The 15,914-nt window shown below is 67.4% G+C and carries 17 protein-coding genes; 10 read left to right on the forward strand and 7 right to left on the reverse strand.

The features are described from left to right. Positions 1-6 precede the first annotated feature (6 nt). The 4 genes from mlaD to DI041_RS17450 are packed head-to-tail and all read left to right on the forward strand — an operon-like array spanning position 7 to position 2,509. Positions 7-531, forward strand: a complete 525-nt coding sequence (mlaD, locus tag DI041_RS17435) for an outer membrane lipid asymmetry maintenance protein MlaD (RefSeq protein ID WP_010487482.1) — start codon at positions 7-9, stop codon at positions 529-531. Then, entirely contained in the window at positions 528-1,196 is a 669-nt protein-coding gene (locus DI041_RS17440; protein ID WP_136639519.1) for an MlaC/ttg2D family ABC transporter substrate-binding protein, read from the forward strand. Before mlaD ends, DI041_RS17440 begins: the two co-directional genes overlap by 4 nt. Continuing rightward, positions 1,186-1,497: an STAS domain-containing protein gene (locus tag DI041_RS17445; RefSeq protein WP_012512544.1), complete on the forward strand. Its 312-nt coding sequence runs from the start codon at positions 1,186-1,188 to the stop codon at positions 1,495-1,497. Before DI041_RS17440 ends, DI041_RS17445 begins: the two co-directional genes overlap by 11 nt. Position 1,498: 1 nt before the next feature. Next, positions 1,499-2,509 (forward strand): MlaA family lipoprotein, encoded by a 1,011-nt coding sequence (locus tag DI041_RS17450; protein WP_046983824.1) that lies wholly within the window; start codon positions 1,499-1,501, stop codon positions 2,507-2,509. Positions 2,510-2,609: 100 nt separating this feature from the next. On the opposite strand, the gene DI041_RS17455 is transcribed toward DI041_RS17450, so the two are convergent. From DI041_RS17455 to rmuC, 3 genes are all read right to left on the reverse strand, one after another. Beyond that, entirely contained in the window at positions 2,610-3,155 is a 546-nt protein-coding gene (locus tag DI041_RS17455) for a glutathione peroxidase (RefSeq protein WP_046983825.1), read from the reverse strand. 137 nt (positions 3,156-3,292) lie between these two features. Then, complete coding sequence (locus tag DI041_RS17460) at positions 3,293-3,691, reverse strand: hypothetical protein (RefSeq protein ID WP_046983826.1); 399 nt, start codon at positions 3,689-3,691, stop codon at positions 3,293-3,295. 71 nt (positions 3,692-3,762) lie between these two features. Then, the gene (gene rmuC / locus DI041_RS17465) at positions 3,763-5,319 is read right to left on the reverse strand and encodes a DNA recombination protein RmuC (protein WP_046983827.1); all 1,557 of its coding nucleotides are present in this window, start codon (positions 5,317-5,319) and stop codon (positions 3,763-3,765) included. A gap of 45 nt (positions 5,320-5,364) precedes the next feature. Between rmuC and DI041_RS17470 the strand changes: the two genes are divergently transcribed. Next, complete coding sequence (locus DI041_RS17470) at positions 5,365-5,970, forward strand: glutathione S-transferase family protein (RefSeq protein WP_136639520.1); 606 nt, start codon at positions 5,365-5,367, stop codon at positions 5,968-5,970. Between the two features lie 121 nt (positions 5,971-6,091). On the opposite strand, the gene DI041_RS17475 is transcribed toward DI041_RS17470, so the two are convergent. Continuing rightward, positions 6,092-7,099 (reverse strand): zinc-binding alcohol dehydrogenase family protein, encoded by a 1,008-nt coding sequence (locus DI041_RS17475; protein WP_046983829.1) that lies wholly within the window; start codon positions 7,097-7,099, stop codon positions 6,092-6,094. Between the two features lie 91 nt (positions 7,100-7,190). On the opposite strand from DI041_RS17475, the gene DI041_RS17480 reads away from it, so the two are divergent. Together DI041_RS17480 and leuE are read left to right on the forward strand one after the other, a co-directional pair. Continuing rightward, complete coding sequence (locus tag DI041_RS17480; protein ID WP_046983830.1) at positions 7,191-8,162, forward strand: LysR family transcriptional regulator; 972 nt, start codon at positions 7,191-7,193, stop codon at positions 8,160-8,162. 15 nt (positions 8,163-8,177) lie between these two features. Continuing rightward, positions 8,178-8,807 (forward strand): leucine efflux protein LeuE, encoded by a 630-nt coding sequence (leuE, locus tag DI041_RS17485; protein ID WP_046983831.1) that lies wholly within the window; start codon positions 8,178-8,180, stop codon positions 8,805-8,807. 124 nt (positions 8,808-8,931) lie between these two features. Here the strand turns inward: leuE and DI041_RS17490 are convergent, their stop codons facing one another. After that, entirely contained in the window at positions 8,932-9,834 is a 903-nt protein-coding gene (locus tag DI041_RS17490; protein ID WP_136639521.1) for a LysR family transcriptional regulator, read from the reverse strand. A gap of 113 nt (positions 9,835-9,947) precedes the next feature. Between DI041_RS17490 and DI041_RS17495 the strand changes: the two genes are divergently transcribed. From DI041_RS17495 to DI041_RS17505, 3 genes are all read left to right on the forward strand, one after another. Further along, positions 9,948-11,018 carry an aldo/keto reductase gene (locus DI041_RS17495; protein WP_136639522.1) on the forward strand — a complete coding sequence of 357 codons (1,071 nt, stop codon included), beginning with the start codon at positions 9,948-9,950 and terminating at the stop codon, positions 11,016-11,018. Positions 11,019-11,070: 52 nt separating this feature from the next. After that, entirely contained in the window at positions 11,071-11,490 is a 420-nt protein-coding gene (locus tag DI041_RS17500; RefSeq protein WP_046983833.1) for a hypothetical protein, read from the forward strand. Between the two features lie 158 nt (positions 11,491-11,648). After that, positions 11,649-13,076 (forward strand): amino acid permease, encoded by a 1,428-nt coding sequence (locus tag DI041_RS17505; RefSeq protein WP_046983834.1) that lies wholly within the window; start codon positions 11,649-11,651, stop codon positions 13,074-13,076. 58 nt (positions 13,077-13,134) lie between these two features. Here DI041_RS17505 and DI041_RS17510 read toward each other — a convergent pair whose 3' ends face one another. Continuing rightward, positions 13,135-14,376, reverse strand: a complete 1,242-nt coding sequence (locus tag DI041_RS17510; RefSeq protein ID WP_046983835.1) for a dipeptidase — start codon at positions 14,374-14,376, stop codon at positions 13,135-13,137. Positions 14,377-14,470: 94 nt separating this feature from the next. Continuing rightward, on the reverse strand, positions 14,471-15,640 hold the full coding sequence (locus DI041_RS17515; protein ID WP_046983836.1) for a class I SAM-dependent rRNA methyltransferase: 1,170 nt from the start codon (positions 15,638-15,640) through the stop codon (positions 14,471-14,473). Positions 15,641-15,914: the final 274 nt, after the last annotated feature.

Genomic DNA, 15,914 nt, shown 5'->3' on the forward strand with positions numbered 1-15,914 from the left:
ATCCACATGGCCATCCGCGGTCCCAGACTCGAATTCTCCGTCGGCGCCTTCCTGCTGCTGGCCCTGGCCTCGCTGATGGTGCTGGCCGTGGCCTCGACCAACCAGCGCTGGAGCTGGGGCAGCGAAGGCTACGACCTGAAGGCACGCTTCTCCCAGGTTGGGCAGCTGCGCAAGCAGGCGCCGGTGAAGATCGGCGGCGTCACCGTCGGCCAGGTCGCTTCGATCGACCTGGACCCGGTGAAGTTCGAATCGATCGTGACCCTGCGCATGGACAGCAAGGTCAAGGACCTGCCGGCGGACACCTCGGCCGGCATCTTCACCAGCGGTTTGCTGGGCGAGAGCTATATCGGTCTGCAGCCGGGCGGTGATCCGGACGTGCTCAAGGCCGGCGACGAGATCGTCTTCACCCAGCCCGCCGTGGACCTGATCCAGCTGGTCGGCAAGTACATGTTCAGTGGCGGCGCCGGTGGAGGCGCTGCTCAGAAGCCCAACGATGGCGCGCAGGCGCCTGCAACGGAACCGCAACCATGAAGATGAAACTGATCCCGGCCCTGCTCGCCTCGGCGCTGCTGGCAGCCACTCCGTTCCTCGCCCAGGCGCAGGCCGCCGCTCCCGCCGCAGCCGCGGCGCAGGGGCAGGGGCAGGCGGGCAAGGTGGTGATCGATGCCAGCAGCCGCATCCTGAGCACCCTGCAGCAGCGCAAGAGCGAATTCACCAGCAACCCGGCCAGCCTGCGCAGCTACATCGACAGCGAGCTGACCCGCACCTTCGACCGCGACTATGCCGCGCGCCTGGTGCTGGGCCCGCACGCCCGCGGTGCTTCCGATGCTGACATCAAGCTGTTCGCCGATGCGATGGCTGACAGCCTGATGCAGCGCTACGGTTCGACCCTGCTGAACATCCAGGGCAAGCCGAGCTTCCGCCTGAAGGGTGAAAGCCCGCTGCCGGGCAATCGTGGCGTGCGCGTGAGCACCGAATTGGTGCGCGCCGGCAACGAGCCGACCCCGGTCGAGTACTGGATGCGCAACGTGAACGGCCAGTGGAAGATCTTCGACGTCAACATCGAAGGCATCTCCTACGTGCAGACCTTCCGCAACCAGTTTGACACCCCGCTGCGCCAGAAGGGCATCAAGCAGGTGGCCACCGAACTGCACAGCGGCAGCATGCAGGCCGGGCCCGCGGGCAATGGCAAGTAACGCGCTGGCGCTGCTGGAAGGCGACACCCTGCGCCTGCGCGGGGTGCTCGACCGTGCCGCGGTGATCGCACTGTGGCCGCAACTTCAGGCACTGCCGGCGAAACTGGCACGGCTGGAGCTGGGCGAGGTCGAGCGCGTGGACAGCGCCGGCCTGGCCCTGCTGGCTGAGCTGGCCGCGCGTGCACGCACGAGCGGCCATCCGCTGGCGATCTCCGGCGCGCCGGCCGGCTACAACGAATTGAGCGCGGCCTACCGGCTGTCGCCCGACCTGGATTTCAACGCTACTTCTGCTGCGAGCTGACATGAACGTCGTACGCACTCTCCCCCTGATCGTCCTGGCCACCGCCCTCACCGCCTGCGCCGGCAAACCCGCGCGCAGCGATGCACCGGTGGCCAGCACCGTGGTCCCGGCCAGCACCACCGCCGAGGCCCCTGCCGTCGATACCGCAGCGGCCGAAGCCGGCTCGGCCGCACCCGTCGCAAGCCCGCCGGCTGCGGCCAGTCTGCCTCAGGCAGCGGCCGCGTCCAGCGCCGACACCGACGCTGCGAAGGCTGCAGCCGCCACCGCACCGGGCGGTGACGACGACTTCGATGCCCTCTACGGTGGTGCCGGCAACACCGGCAGTGCAGCGGCCTACGACCCGTGGGAACCGTTCAACCGCAAGGTGCACAAGTTCAACAACGCGGTTGACCGCGGCATCGCCCGCCCGCTGGCCACCGCCTATACCCACGTGGTGCCGCGCTTCGCGCGTACCGGTGTCAGCAATTTCTTCAGCAACCTGCGTGCGCCGGTGACCATCACCAACCAGCTGCTGCAGGGCCGCGGTGGCGATGCCTGGGACAGCCTGGGCCGCTTCCTGATGAACAGCACGCTGGGTATCGGTGGCCTGTTCGATCCGGCCAGCAAGGCGATGGTGCCGCGTCGCAATGAAGACTTCGGGCAGACCCTGGGTGCCTGGGGCTGGCGTCGTTCGCGCTACGTGGAACTGCCGTTCTTCGGCCCGCGCACCGTGCGCGATGTGTTCGGCCTGGCCGGTGACATTCCGCTGTCGCCGATCCGCCGCATCGAAGAGGACAAGCTGCGTATCGGCCTGCAGGGCCTGCAGCTGGTCGATACCCGCGCCCAGCTGCTGGCGATCGACGACCTTCGCGACACCGCCGTGGACGAGTACTCTCTGGTCCGCGACGCGTGGATGCAGCGCCGCAACTACCAGATCGAGAACGATCTGCGCAGCAAGCGCGACCGTGGTCACGACGACGCCAATTCGCCGATCCCGGTCGATGCGATGCCGATGCCGCAGTGGACTCGTTGAGTCCTTCCATCGACGCATGAAAACCCCCGCCTCGGCGGGGGTTTTCTTTTCCAGCGAGATTCTTCTCCGGTAGGTGCCAACCTTGGTTGGCACGCTTTCCTCAGGCGGCCAGCGCTGCCTCGATGGCCTCGCGCACGCGCGCATCGTCAGCGGCCACGTCCGGGGCAAAGCGGGCGATGACCTTGCCGTCGCGGCCGATTAGGAACTTCTCGAAGTTCCACAGCACCGCCGGTGCCGGATGGATCGGGATCTCCTTGCTGGCCAGGCGCTCACGCAGCGGGCCTTCGCCGATCGACTGCGGCTGTGCGGCGGTCAGCTGCTGGTACAGCGGGTGGGTGTCGTCACCGGCCACGCTGATCTTGGAGAACATCGGGAAGCTGACGTCGTAGGTGAGCTGGCAGAACTGCTGGATTTCCGCCTCGCTGCCCGGCTCCTGGCCGAGAAAGTTGTTGGCGGGGAAGCCCAGCACTTCCAGGCCCTGCGCGTGCTTTTCCGCATACAGCGCCTGCAGGCCTTCGTACTGCGGGGTCAGGCCACACTTGGAGGCGACGTTGACCAGCAGCAGCACCTTGCCCTGGTAGTCGGCAAGCGAGGACGGCTGGCCGTCAATGGTGGTGAGGGAAATGTCCTGGATCGGGGTGCTCACGCGGGGGCTCCGGCAACAGCGGGGAATGGCCCACCAGCATAGCGCCGCGCGATGCCGGTAGTGCCGGCCGCTGGCCGGCAATCGTGCGACCGTTCGCAAGGGTTCATGCGGTTGCCGGCCTGCGACCGGCGCTACGATCAATCCACGCAGATCGTGCCCAGCGCCTTTCCATCCTCGATGCGCTGGCGGCAACCGAAGTTCTGGCTGGCATCGCGCTGGCATGTACCGGTGGCGGCACTGCCGGCGGCCACTTCGCCCGTGGCCAGGCACTGGCCGGTGCAGTCGCTCTTGCGGCTGCAGGCCTTGCCGGCATCAGCATGGGGAATCACGCATTGCTCGCGCTGCAGCCGGCCGAGCCGCTGCAGGGTGCCACCCGCTGCCTGGCAGTCGACGTCACGCGCTTCGCGGTACGCCTCGGCTGCTTCAGGGCTGGTGGCTGCGGCAGGTGTCGCCGCCGTATCGGCAGCCGGTGGTGCGCTGCTGCAGGCGGCAAGCAACGCGGTCAGGACGAGGCTGGTACAGAGGCACAGGCGCATGGCGGTACCTGATCGAGACGGACAGGCCGCCAGCATACGCATCGACGATGCAGGCGGCGTATCCGCGTGACTCAGGCCTCGTCGGTGTCGCCGTCGCTGCCTTCGTCCTCGCCCGCCGCATCACTCTCGGCCAGATCGCCCAGCAGCGACTGCGCCTGTTCGGATGCCAGCGACTCCACGCCACGCAGGCGCCGTTCGATCGTACGCGTCTTGCGGCTGGCCTCGCCGATGCTGCGACCAACCGTGGTGATCTGCTTCTCGGCCTTTTCCAGGATGCCGGCGAACTTGCCGAACTCGCTCTTCACCGCGCCCAGCAGGCTCCACACCTCGCTGGAACGCTGCTCGATGGCCAGCGTGCGGAAGCCCATCTGCAGGCTGTTGAGCAGGGCGGTGACCGTGGTTGGCCCGGCCACCACCACGCGGTGCTCGCGCTGAAGCAGATCAACCAGGCCCGGGCGCCGGATCACTTCGGCATACAGGCCTTCGGTGGGCAGGAACATCACCGCGAAGTCGGTGGTGTGCGGCGGCGCGATGTATTTGTCGCAGATCGACTTCGCCTGCACGCGTACCGCGCGCTCCAGCTGGATGCCTTGCAGGCGCACACCCTCGGCGTCGCCCTGCTCCTGCGCGTCCAGCAACCGCTCGTAGTCCTCACGCGGGAACTTGGAGTCGATCGGCAACCACACCGGCGTGTCGTCGCCGCTGCGACCCGGCAGGCGCACCGCAATATCAACCATCTCGCCGCTGTCCGGGCGCACCTTCACCGCACGCGCGTACTGCTCCTGGGTCAGCGTCTGCTCGAGAATGTTCTCCAACTGCACTTCGCCCCAGCTGCCGCGGTTTTTGACGTTGGTCAGCACGCGCTTGAGGTCGCCGACGCCTGTGGCCAGCTGCTGCATCTCGCCGAGGCCGCGCTGCACCTGCTCCAGGCGTTCGGAGACCAGCTTGAAGGAATTGCCCAGGCGGGTTTCCAACGTCGACTGCAGCTTCTCATCCACGGTGTGGCGCATCTGCTCCAGCTTCTGCGCATTGTCGTTCTGCAGCGCGCGCAGCTGTTCTTCGAGGGTCGTACGCATCTCGGCGATGCGCTGTTCGTTGCGCTGGGTCAGTTCCTGCAGGCGCAGGCCCAGGCTTTCAGTCAGGCGCTGCTGCGACTGCGCACCTTCCTCGCGCCCCTTGCGCGCATCGTCCACCAGGGTCTGGCGCAGCGCGCCGAGCTGGGTATCGGTGCGCCCGGTGAGTTCCTGCAGCTGCTGGCCAAAGGCATGGATGCGGGCCTCCTGCTGCTGGCCGAACACTTCCAGCTGCGCGCGCAGTTCCTGCAGGCGCTGTCCCATCAACGCCGCGCCCCGCTGTTGGCTCTCGGCCGCTTCGGCACGCGCCTTGCGCGCGTCTTCGCCCAGCGCTTCGCGCAGCAGGTCCAGGCGCTGGTCGGTGCGGGTGGACAGATCGGTCAGCGCGCGGGCGAAGCCATCGAGCTGTTCACGCAGTTCACTGCGCCCGGAGCGCGCTTCCTCACGCACCGCCTGTTCCAGGCGATCGTGCGGCGGGCGGCGCAGCAGGGCGACCAGCTGCAGGATGAGCACGGCCAATAGAAGGGCGCCAATAAGCAGATATTCGGTTTGCATGGGGCAAGTGTAGGCTGGCCGAGTCTCAACTGCTGCGTCAGGACCATGCTCACCCTGTACGGAAAGGCGACCTCGATCAACGTCCGCAAGGTACTGTGGCTGGGCGCCGTGCTGGATCTCCCGCTCCACCACGAACCGACGCCATCGTCGGCGCTGCTGGCCACGCTGAACCCGAACCGGCAGGTCCCGGTGCTGCGCGATGGCGACTTCGTGCTGTGGGAATCCAACAGCATCTGCCGCTACCTGGCCACGCGCGGCGGACGCGAGGACCTGCTGCCCGCCGCGGCGCAGGCCCGTGCACGGGTGGAGCAATGGATGGACTGGCAGGCCAGCGACCTCAACAGTGCCTGGCGACAGGTGTTCATGGCGCGCGTGCGCCAGCATCCGGACTATCCGGATGACGCCCGCGCCGAGGCCAGCCTGGTGCAGTGGAACCGGCTGATGGCGGTGCTTGATGCACAGCTGGGCGCTACCGACGGCTACGTGGCAGGCAACACCTTTACTCTCGCTGACATCGTGCTCGGGCTGTCGACCCAACGCTGGCGCAGCACGCCTGGCAACAAGCCCGTGCTGCCACACCTCGCGGCGTGGTTCGAACGCCTGCGCCAGCAGCCGGGTTTCGCCGCCCACGTCGACAACGGTGTGGCCTGAGCAGTGGCTTCCGCAGCTGTTGGTAGGTGTCGACCTTGGTCGACACGGCTGATCCACGCCGTGCGTGGATGAAGCGCTGTAGAGCCGAGCGCAGGCTCGGCTCTACAGGAGAAACCGGGCCTTACCAGCCTTCCAGCACGATCTTGCCCTTGGCGCGATGGCTTTCCAGCAGCGCGTGGGCACGCCGCAGGTTGGCGGCATCGATGCGGCCGAAGTGCTCGCCCAGGGTGGTCTGCAGCACACCGCCGTCGATCAGCTCGGCCACCCGATTCAACAGGTCATGCTGGCGCTGCATGTCGGCGGTCTTGTACAGCGGTCGGGTGAACATCGATTCCCAGTGCAGGGACAGTGCCTTGCGCTTGAGCGCCATCACGTCGACCTGGCCCGGATCATCGATCAGCCCCAGCTGGCCCTGCGGCGCCAGCAGTTCCACGATCTGCGCGTAGTGCTGGTCGGTATGGGTCAGGCTGGCCACGTGCTGTACCTCACTGATGCCGAGCCGGGCCAGGCCCTCGGCCAGCGGCAGGCTATGGTCGATCACATGATGCGCGCCCATCGCATGGACCCAGTCCTGGGTATCCGGGCGCGAGGCGGTGCCGATCACGGTCAGCTTGGTCAGGCGGCGCGCCAGCTGCACCAGGATCGAACCAACGCCACCGGCAGCACCGATCACCAGCAGGGTCTGGCCTTCACCGCCGCCCTCGGGAATGCGCAGGCGGTCGAACAGCAGCTCCCAGGCGGTGATTGCGGTCAGTGGCAACGCGGCGGCGGCCGCATCGTCGAGGCTGGCCGGCTTGCGGCCGACGCTGCGCTCGTCCACCAGCTGGTACTCGGCATTGCTGCCCGGGCGGTCGATGACGCCGGCGTAGTAGACCGCATCGCCAGGCTGGAACAGGGTGACCTCGCTGCCCACTGCGTCGACGATGCCGACCGCATCCCAGCCCAGCACGCGCGGGCCATCGGTGGCCACGCCGCGGCGGACCTTGGTGTCGACCGGGTTCACTGCCACCGCGTGCACCGCCACCCGCAGATCACGCGGGCCGGGCTGCGGCAGCTCCAGTTCGATGTCGATCAGGGCCCGGGCATCATCGATCGGCAGGCCGGCTTGGGTGTAGGCAATGGCGCGCATGGCAGCGGTCCAGTGGGGAAGGAGGCGACAGGTTGCGCCGCGCGCGCTCCCGCAGAAAGGCGCAGAATCGGTCAGCACTTTCACTCTGGCAATGAAGATGATCCGCTTCGACGATCTGCAGCTGTTCGTCCGCACTGCCGCGCTGGGCAGCTTCTCGCAGGCCGCGCGCGAGGCCGACCTGCTGCCCGGCCAGGTGGCTGCAGCTGTGGCGCGGCTGGAACGCGAGCTGGACCTGCGCCTGTTCGTGCGCACCACCCGCAGCCTGCGCCTGACCGGCGAGGGCGCGCTGTACCTGCCGTACGCGCAGGAGGTGCTGGCCACCCTGCGCGAGGGCCAGGCGCGCGTGCAGGGCGAGGACACCGAGCTGCACGGCACCCTGCAGCTGTCGGCTCCCTCGGACCTCGGCCGCAACCTGCTGCTGCCCTGGCTGAGCGCCTTCCGCGCTGCGCACCCGCGGCTGCGCCTGCACCTGCGCCTGTCCGACGAAGTGGCCGATGTGTTCCGCGACCCGGTCGACGTGGCGATCCGCATCGGCCACTTCGACGACGCCAGCTACGTGGCGTTGCCCCTGCTGGAAGGCAATCGGCGCGTACTCGCGGCCTCGCCCGACTACCTGCAGCGGCGTGGCACACCCACCCGCCTGGAGGATCTGCGTGAGCACGATTGCCTGGTCTACCAGCTCAGTGGCCGCGCCTACGATCGCTGGTCGTTCGACGTGGATGGACGCCGTGTGGTGATGCCGGTGCGCGGCCCATTGGTCTGCGACGACGCCGATGTAGTGCGACGCTGGGCGGTGGCCGGCGAAGGCATCACTTACAAGTCCTGGCTGGACCTGCGCGAGGACGTGCTGGCCGGGCGCCTGCAGCTGCTGCTGGACGGTGTTGGCAGCAGCATCCCGCTGCAGCTGGTATGCCCGCACCGCAAGCAGTTCTCGCCGGCCGTGCGACAACTGCACGCGCAGCTGCGCCAGCACCTGCAACCGCTGCTGTCTGGCATGCCTGGTGGGTCCACCGGCCCCCTGTCGCCAATCCCGGCGCTGACCGACAATGGCGGCCCCCCGTAACAAGAGAACGCCGCCATGCCGTGGATGGGCATCCAGGACCTGTGGACGTTTCTGGTCGCTGTGCTGGTGTTTCTCGCCCTGCCCGGCCCTGGCACCTTCACCCTGCTGACCGCCACCGGCCGTGGCGGCGTGCGTGGCGGCTACACCGCGCTGGCCGGCCTGCTGGTCGGCGATCAGATCCTGATGTGGCTGGCGCTGGCCGGCGTTGCCGCATTGCTCAAGGCCAACCCGCTGGTGTTCCACGCGGTGCAGTACCTGGGTGCGGCCTACCTGGTGTGGGTGGGCATCAGCCTGCTGCGCACGCCCAAGCATGACGGCGGTGACGCCGGCCCGATCCGCATGCAGCCGGGCCGCTACTTCCAGCAGGCGATCCTGGTCAGCCTGCTCAATCCGAAGGCGATCCTGTTCTACATGGCCTTCCTGCCGTTGTTCATCGATCCCAAGGCGCACCAGGGCATCGCTACCTTCGCAGCGCTGGCGGGCATCATCCTGGTGGTCAGCATCGCCTACTGCTCGATGTTGATCGGGGTCGGCAACCTGGCCCGTCGCCGCCTGATCCAGCACCCACGGATCAGCGATGCGCTGCGCCGCGTGGCTGGCCTGTTCCTGGTGGGGTTCGGCATCCGGCTGGGGCTGAACGGATGAAACCGCAAACGAGCAGGCTCGACGCCACGTCTGCCAACCAAGGTTGGCCTCTACCAGAGCGCGGGATCCGGTAGTCGCCGACCTTGGTCGGCGCTGGCGCCATCGGCGTTCATGAGGCTGGCCTCTACCCGCCGAGCATTTCCGCGCGCAGGTGGTCGATGAACACCCGCAGCTTTGGCGCCATGTGCTCGCGGGCGGGGTAGTACAGGTGGAAGCCGGGGAACAGCGGCTGCCAGTCCTGCAGCACTGCCTGCAGCCGCCCTGCCGCCAGATCATCGGCCACCAGTGACGCGAACCCCTGCGCCATGCCGAGCCCGGCCAGCACTGCGGCATAAGCCAGTTCGGCATCGTTGAACACCAGCCGCCCATCAACCTCCACTTCCATGTCGTGGCCATCGCGACTGAACTCCCAGGGCATCAGCCGGCCATTGGCACGGCGATGGACGATGCACGGATGGCCCTGCAGGTCGTGCGGGCTCGCGGGTATGCCGTGCTGCACGAAGTAGTCGGGCGTGGCCACCACCACTTGCCGTTCCGGCGGCCCGATCGGCACCGCGATCATGCCGCGTGCCAGCGACTCGCCAAGGCGGATGCCCGCATCGAAGCCCTCGGCCACCAGATCGGTCAGCGCCGGCTCCACGCACAGTTCCACATCCACCTGCGGGTAGCGCGCCAGGAACGAAGGCAGGGCCGGTAGCACCCGGCGCTCGGCAACGATGCGTGGCAGGGTGACGCGCAGCTTGCCGGCCGGCACCGCACGCGCGCTGTCGAGATCAGCAAACGCCGATTCGATCTGTGCCAGTCCGCCGCGCACGCGCTCGAGGAAGCGCGCGCCGTGCTCGGTCAGGCCGACCCGGCGGGTGGTCCGCTGCAGCAGGCGCACGCCCATCCGCGCTTCCAGCGCGCGCACGCTCTGCGACAGCGCGGAAGTGGAGACGCCCAGCGCATCAGCGGCACGGGTAAAGCTGGCATGGTCGGCAACGTGGACGAAGGCGACCACTGCCGACAAGGGGGCGGAGGGATCCATTGTGAAGCCACTCTTCATGGTGAGTCCGGTTCCATCCAGTTTATCCACAGGATCGGGCGGCGGATGCTGTGCCTCCCGGCGGCACGCCCGCCTTCCTGTAATGGAGACCTCCCATGTCGCTGGACCACTATCGCCTGCTCGGGCGCTCCGGCCTGCGAATCAGCCCGATGGCGCTGGGTACGATGACCTTCGGCGCCGATTGGGGCTGGGGCGCGGACGAAGCCGAGGCCCGCCGCATCTTCGACAGTTACGTCGATCGGGGCGGCAACTTCGTCGATACCGCGAACAACTACACCAATGGCAGCGCCGAGACCCTGCTCGGCCGCTTCGTCCAAGGGCAGCGCGACCGGCTGGTGATCGCCAGCAAGTACACCCTGGCCACCGTGCCCGGCGACCCGAACAACGCCGGCAACCATCGCAAGAGCATGCTGCGCTCGGTGGAGGACAGCCTGCGCCGGCTGGGTACCGACTATCTGGATCTGCTGTACCTGCACGCCTGGGATGACACCACCGGCGTGGACGAGGTGATGCATGGCTTCGACGACCTGGTCCGCAGCGGCAAGGTGCTGTACGCCGGCATCTCCGATACGCCGGCCTGGCAGATCGCGCGCATGCAGACCCTGGCCGACCTGCGCGGCTGGTCGCCGTTGGTGGCGCTGCAGATCGAGTACAGCCTGATCCAGCGCAGCGTCGAACACGAACTGCTGCCGATGGCCGACGCGCTGGGATTGGGCGTGGTGGCGTGGTCGCCGCTGGGCAGCGGCGTGCTGACCGGCAAGTACAGCACGGCCGATCTGGCCAGCGCCGACGCGCTGCAGGCCACGCCGGGCGGATCGCGCCGCAGCGTGGCCCTGATCAATGGCGCGTTGACATCCCGTTCGCTGCAGATTGCCGATGAAGTTCAGAAGATCGCCGCCGATCTTTCGCATTCCCCTGCGCAGGTAGCATTGGCCTGGTTGTTGCGACGACCCGGTGCGGATGCGCTGCCGATCATCGGCGCCCGCACTCTGGAACAGTTCGAGCACAATCTGATCGCGCTGGATCTGGAGCTGCCGACCGAGGCATTGACCCGCCTCGATGCAATCAGTGCGGTCGCGCCGGCATTCCCGCACGATTTCCTGCAGATGCCTTTGCCGCGAATGCTGCTGAGCGGGGGCACCCGCCTGCGCCCACGCGCGCGCTGAGGTCGCGGCAGCGGCGCTATGCTGGCAGCCCCTGCTGGAAGGATGCGAGAGGATGGCCCGCCTGGCCTGCTTCACCCTGCCGTTGCTGCTGCTGGCTGGTGCCGCCCCAGCGGCCACCGCGCAGGATCATCGCTGCCTGAGCGGCGGCCGCAATGACGGCATCCATCTGGAATGGCGTTGGCTGGATGACGGCCAGGCCGACGTTCGCTATGCCGGGCAGCGTGAACGCCTGTTGCTGCGCCGGGTTTCGATGGAGACCACGGTGCTGGCCGAAGACCGCCCCTACCAGTTCGACAGCGTCTGGGAAGAGCACGTCGACGGCCGCCTCAACGGTCGCTACACGATCAGCACGCAGGGGGCGCTGGTGCTGGATCTGCGCTACGAACGCGCCCGCGATGGCCGTCGCACCTCCTTCCACGATGACATCGAGGCCTGGCAGGAAGACGGCTGCCACTGGCCCGGCGCCTCCTGAGCCAGGATCGGACTGGCCTCCCTTTATGCCGATTCCGGCAGCCTGGTCGCGGTGCAGCGCGCGTCTTGCCGGGTATGACCCCCGTCAGTGGTAATGCTGCGCTGCGTTCGGTCACACTCGGGAACTTGTCGTTCTCAGTCACCCCTTCCGAGGCCTGCATGTCCCTGTTCCGGCGCAAGTCCCTAGATTCCGTCACCGTCCACGAAGCCGGCAGGCGCCTGGTCCCGACCCTCAGCTGGCCGCACCTGATCGCGCTGGGTATCGGCGCCATCGTCGGTACCGGCATCTACACGCTGATCGGCGTCGGCGCCAACCTGGCCGGCCCGGCGGTGCTGATCTCCTTTGCCATCGCCGGTGCGGTGTGCGCCTGCGCGGCGCTGTCCTACGCCGAACTGTCGACGATGATGCCGGCCGCAGGCAGCGCCTACACCTACAGCTACAGCGCGCTGGGCGAAGTGTTCGCCTGGGTGGTGGGCTGGAGCCTGATCCTGGAGTACTCGCTGGTGGTGAGTACGGTGGCGGTCGGCTGGTCGGGCTACTTCGTCGGCTTCCTCGAATGGGTCCACACCCAGTTCGGCTGGAACGTGCAGCTGCCTGCCTGGCTGGCTGCCGGCCCGCACGTGGAAGGCGGCATGATCAACCTGCCGGCGATCGTCATCACCTGGCTGGTGGCACTGATGCTGATGGCAGGCACCAAGGAAAGCGCCACCCTCAACGCCATCCTGGTGGTGTTCAAGCTGATCGCGCTGGCCATCTTCGTGGCCGTGGCCCTTCCCGCCTTCGACAGCAACAACCTGCAGCCGTTCATGCCGTATGGCTTTGCCAAGTCGATGGGCCCTGATGGCGTCGAGCACGGTGTGATGGCAGCAGCGGCGATCATCTTCTTCGCCTTCTACGGCTTCGATGCGATCTCCACCGCAGCCGAGGAAACCAAGAACCCCAGCCGCGACCTGTCGATCGGCATCATCGGATCGATGATCGGCTGCACCATCGTCTACGTGCTGGTCGCGCTGGCGGCCGTGGGTGCGATGAGCTACGCCGTGTTCGGCCACAGCGCCGAGCCGCTGGCGCTGATCATGCGCCAGCTCGGCCACCCGACTGCAGCAATGGTGATCGGTGTGATCGCGATCATCGCCCTGCCGACCGTACTGCTGGCCTTCCTGTATGGCCAGAGCCGCATCTTCTTCGTGATGAGCCGCGATGGCCTGCTGCCGCGCGGCCTGTCCAAGGTCAACGCACGCACCGGCACGCCGGTGGCAACCACGCTGTTCACCGCCGTGGTGGTGTCGGCGCTGGCCGGCGTGGCGCGCCTGGACGAGATCGCCGCACTCGCCAACGCCGGTACCCTGGCCGCGTTCACTGCGGTGGGTATCTGCCTGGTGGTGCTGCGCCTGCGCGAACCGGACCGTGAGCGCAGCTTCCGCACGCCGTTGGCCTTCGTGGTCGGTCCGCTGGCCGCGCTGGGCTGCATCTACCTGTTCATCAGCCTGCCGCACCGCACCCAGCTGTACTTCCTGCTGTGGAACGTGGCCGGCCTGGTGCTGTACTTCCTGTACAGCCGCCGCCACGCGTTGATCGCGAAATAAACGGATCACCGGTAGCGCCGGGCCATGCCCGGCGGAATTCCGGATGCACGCAGGGCGCTCAGCCGCCCTGCTTTGCCGCGTAATCCTGCGCCTGACGCATCACCCGCAGCAGGTTGCCGCCCCAGATGCCGGCAATCTGCTTCTCGGTATAGCCTTTGCGCAGCAGCCACGCGGTGATCTTCGGCAGCTGGCTGACATCGGGCAGGTCGCTCAGGCCGCCGCCGCCATCCCAGTCCAGGCCGATGCCCACGTGCTCGGGACCGACCACCTTGAGGATGTGCTCGAAGTGGGCGAAGAAGTCATCCAAGCTGGCGTGGCGCACAGGATGCTCGTGATCCAGCGCCTGCTCGGCCTTGAGCAGCTGCACGCCCTGCTCGATGCCCATCCCTTCCCAGCCGCCCAGCTGCTTGCTCAGCGCTTCCTCGGCCTGCTTGCGCTCCGGCGTCTTCGCGGTGTCAATCAGGTAACCGCCATAGGCATTCACCTGGATCACGCCGCCTGCCTTGGCCAGCTTGCGCAGACGCGCGTCATCCAGGTTGCGCGGATGGTCGTAGACCGCCTTGGCCGAACTGTGCGACAGCACGAACGGCACCGGCATCATCGCCAACAGGTCATCGAACACGGCGTCGGAGGCGTGCGACTGGTCGATCACGATGCCCAGTTTTACTGCCTGACGCACCAGATCCTTGCCGGTCGGGCTCAGCCCCTTCCACTCCGCGCCCTTGGGGTCGGTGGCCGAATCGGCGAACTCGTTGTTGGCGAAGTGCACGGTGCTGAGCAGGCGCAGGCCGGCGCGATGGTAGAAGGACAGCAGGCTGGGATCGGCCACCAGCGGGCTGGCGTTTTCCATGCTGATGTAGACCACGCGCTTGCCGGCGCCCTTGATCCGCGCGGCGTCATCGGCGGTCAGTGCCAGCGCGAAGCGCTCGGGGTTGGCCGCCAGCATCTCGCGGATCTGCAGCAGCCGCTGCAGGCCGTGGTCGCGCTCGGCCAGGTGCGCAGCGGCACTACGGTCCCCCTGATCGGTGTAGATCGCCCAGAAACCGCCGTCCAGCGCACCTTCGACCATGCGCGGATAGTCGACCTGCGACAGCGCGTTGCGGTCGTGGCGCTGCTCGATGTCGAAGCCGGTTCGGCCGAAATTGGCCGGCGTGTCCAAGTGGCTGTCGAGAGTGACCAGGCGCTGCTGCAGGGCCTTGGCGCGGGCCAGTTCCTGCGCACTGAACTCGATGGCGTGGGCGGACAGCGGCGCGCACAGCGCCAGAGCAAGCACGACGGACAGATGGCGCAACGAAGGCATGGGCTCTCACCGCGAATGGGAAGAGCCCGACCATAGCGCTGCGGCCACGCATTGGGTAGCGCCGGGCCGCGCCCGGCGCTACGGCATCACGCGATCAGTCGACCACGCGGCAGAACACGGCCTTCAGGTAACGCGATTCCTGGACGTGGGCCATGAACGGATGGTCCGGGCCGGCGCCGGCCACCTTCAGGATCTGGATCGTACGGCCGGAGAAGTACGCCGCACGACGCAGCATGTCGAGGAACTGGTCCTCGGCCACCAGGCCGGTGCAGGAGAACGTGGCGAACAGGCCACCGGGCTTCACCACGCCCAGCGCCAGCTTGTTCATGTCCAGGTACTTCTTCAGCGCGGTGATGACCTGGTCGCGGTCGCGGGTCATCTTCGCCGGGTCCAGGATCACCACGTCGTACTGTTCGCCGCGGTTGGCAGCATCGCGCAGCCACGGGAAGATGTCGGACTGGACGAACTTCGGGCGCACGTTGTTCAGGCGCGAATTGCCCTTGGCGATCTGGATGACGTCTTCATCGATGTCGATGCCGACCACTTCCGAAGCGCCACGCGCCGCCGCATACACCGCGAAACCGCCAGTGTTGCAGCACAGGTCCAGTACGCTCTTGCCTTCCACCTGCTGGCTCAGCCACTCGCGGTTCTCACGCTGGTCGGCGAAGAAACCGGTCTTGTGGGCACCGGCCGGGTCGGCGCGGAACTTGATGCCGTACTCGGTGATCACCGACGCTTCGGTGGTGGTGTTGCCGTGGAAGTCGAAGCTCTCCTGCTTCTGCACGTGCTCGTCGGCGAAGCTGTGGAAGCGGCAACCCGGGAACTGCTCGCGCAGCGCTTCGTAGATCCATTCGCGATGGCGGAACATGCCGGCGGCGAAGAACTCGACCACCACCAGATCGTTGTAACGGTCCACCACCAGGCCGGACAGGCCGTCGCCTTCGCTGTGCACCACGCGCCAGGCGTCGGACACCGCATCGAGCTTCAGCACCTCACGGCGCAGCGACACGGCCTGGGCGATCTTGCGCGAGAACCAGCCGGCATCCACCGGCACGTTCTGATCGGTTTCGAGGATGCGCACGGCGATGCGCGAGTGCCCGTTGTAGAACCCGCGGCCGATGAACTCCCCGTCCACGCCGACCACGTCGACGATGGAACCGGGCTTGGGCCGGACGGTCGGCTTCTCGACCAGTTTCTGGAAGATCCACGGGTGGCTGGAACGCCACGCATTCTTGAGGCGGACAATCGGAAGGGGGGTATTCATCCACCTATTGTAAACCGGGCGCCGGGGTCAGATCCCCGCAGGGGCGCTGACCCCGGCGGGTATGCCAACCAAGGTTGGCATCTACCAGAGCGGGGACCCCGGTCACCCGCCATTTGACGGCGGCCCGGCCAGGCCGCAGAATCGGCGCCAGAAGGGGAGTAGCTCCCAGACGTTGTCGCCGTCATTTCGAGCCCGCAGGCTCCGGTGCAACGGCAGTTCCAGCCGACTGGAACTGCGAGCGAGACCTTCGCCGTACTGGCGAAGCTCTGTCCCT

This window comes from Stenotrophomonas maltophilia, from assembly GCF_004920835.1.
Classification (GTDB): Bacteria; Pseudomonadota; Gammaproteobacteria; order Xanthomonadales; family Xanthomonadaceae; genus Stenotrophomonas; species Stenotrophomonas maltophilia_AQ.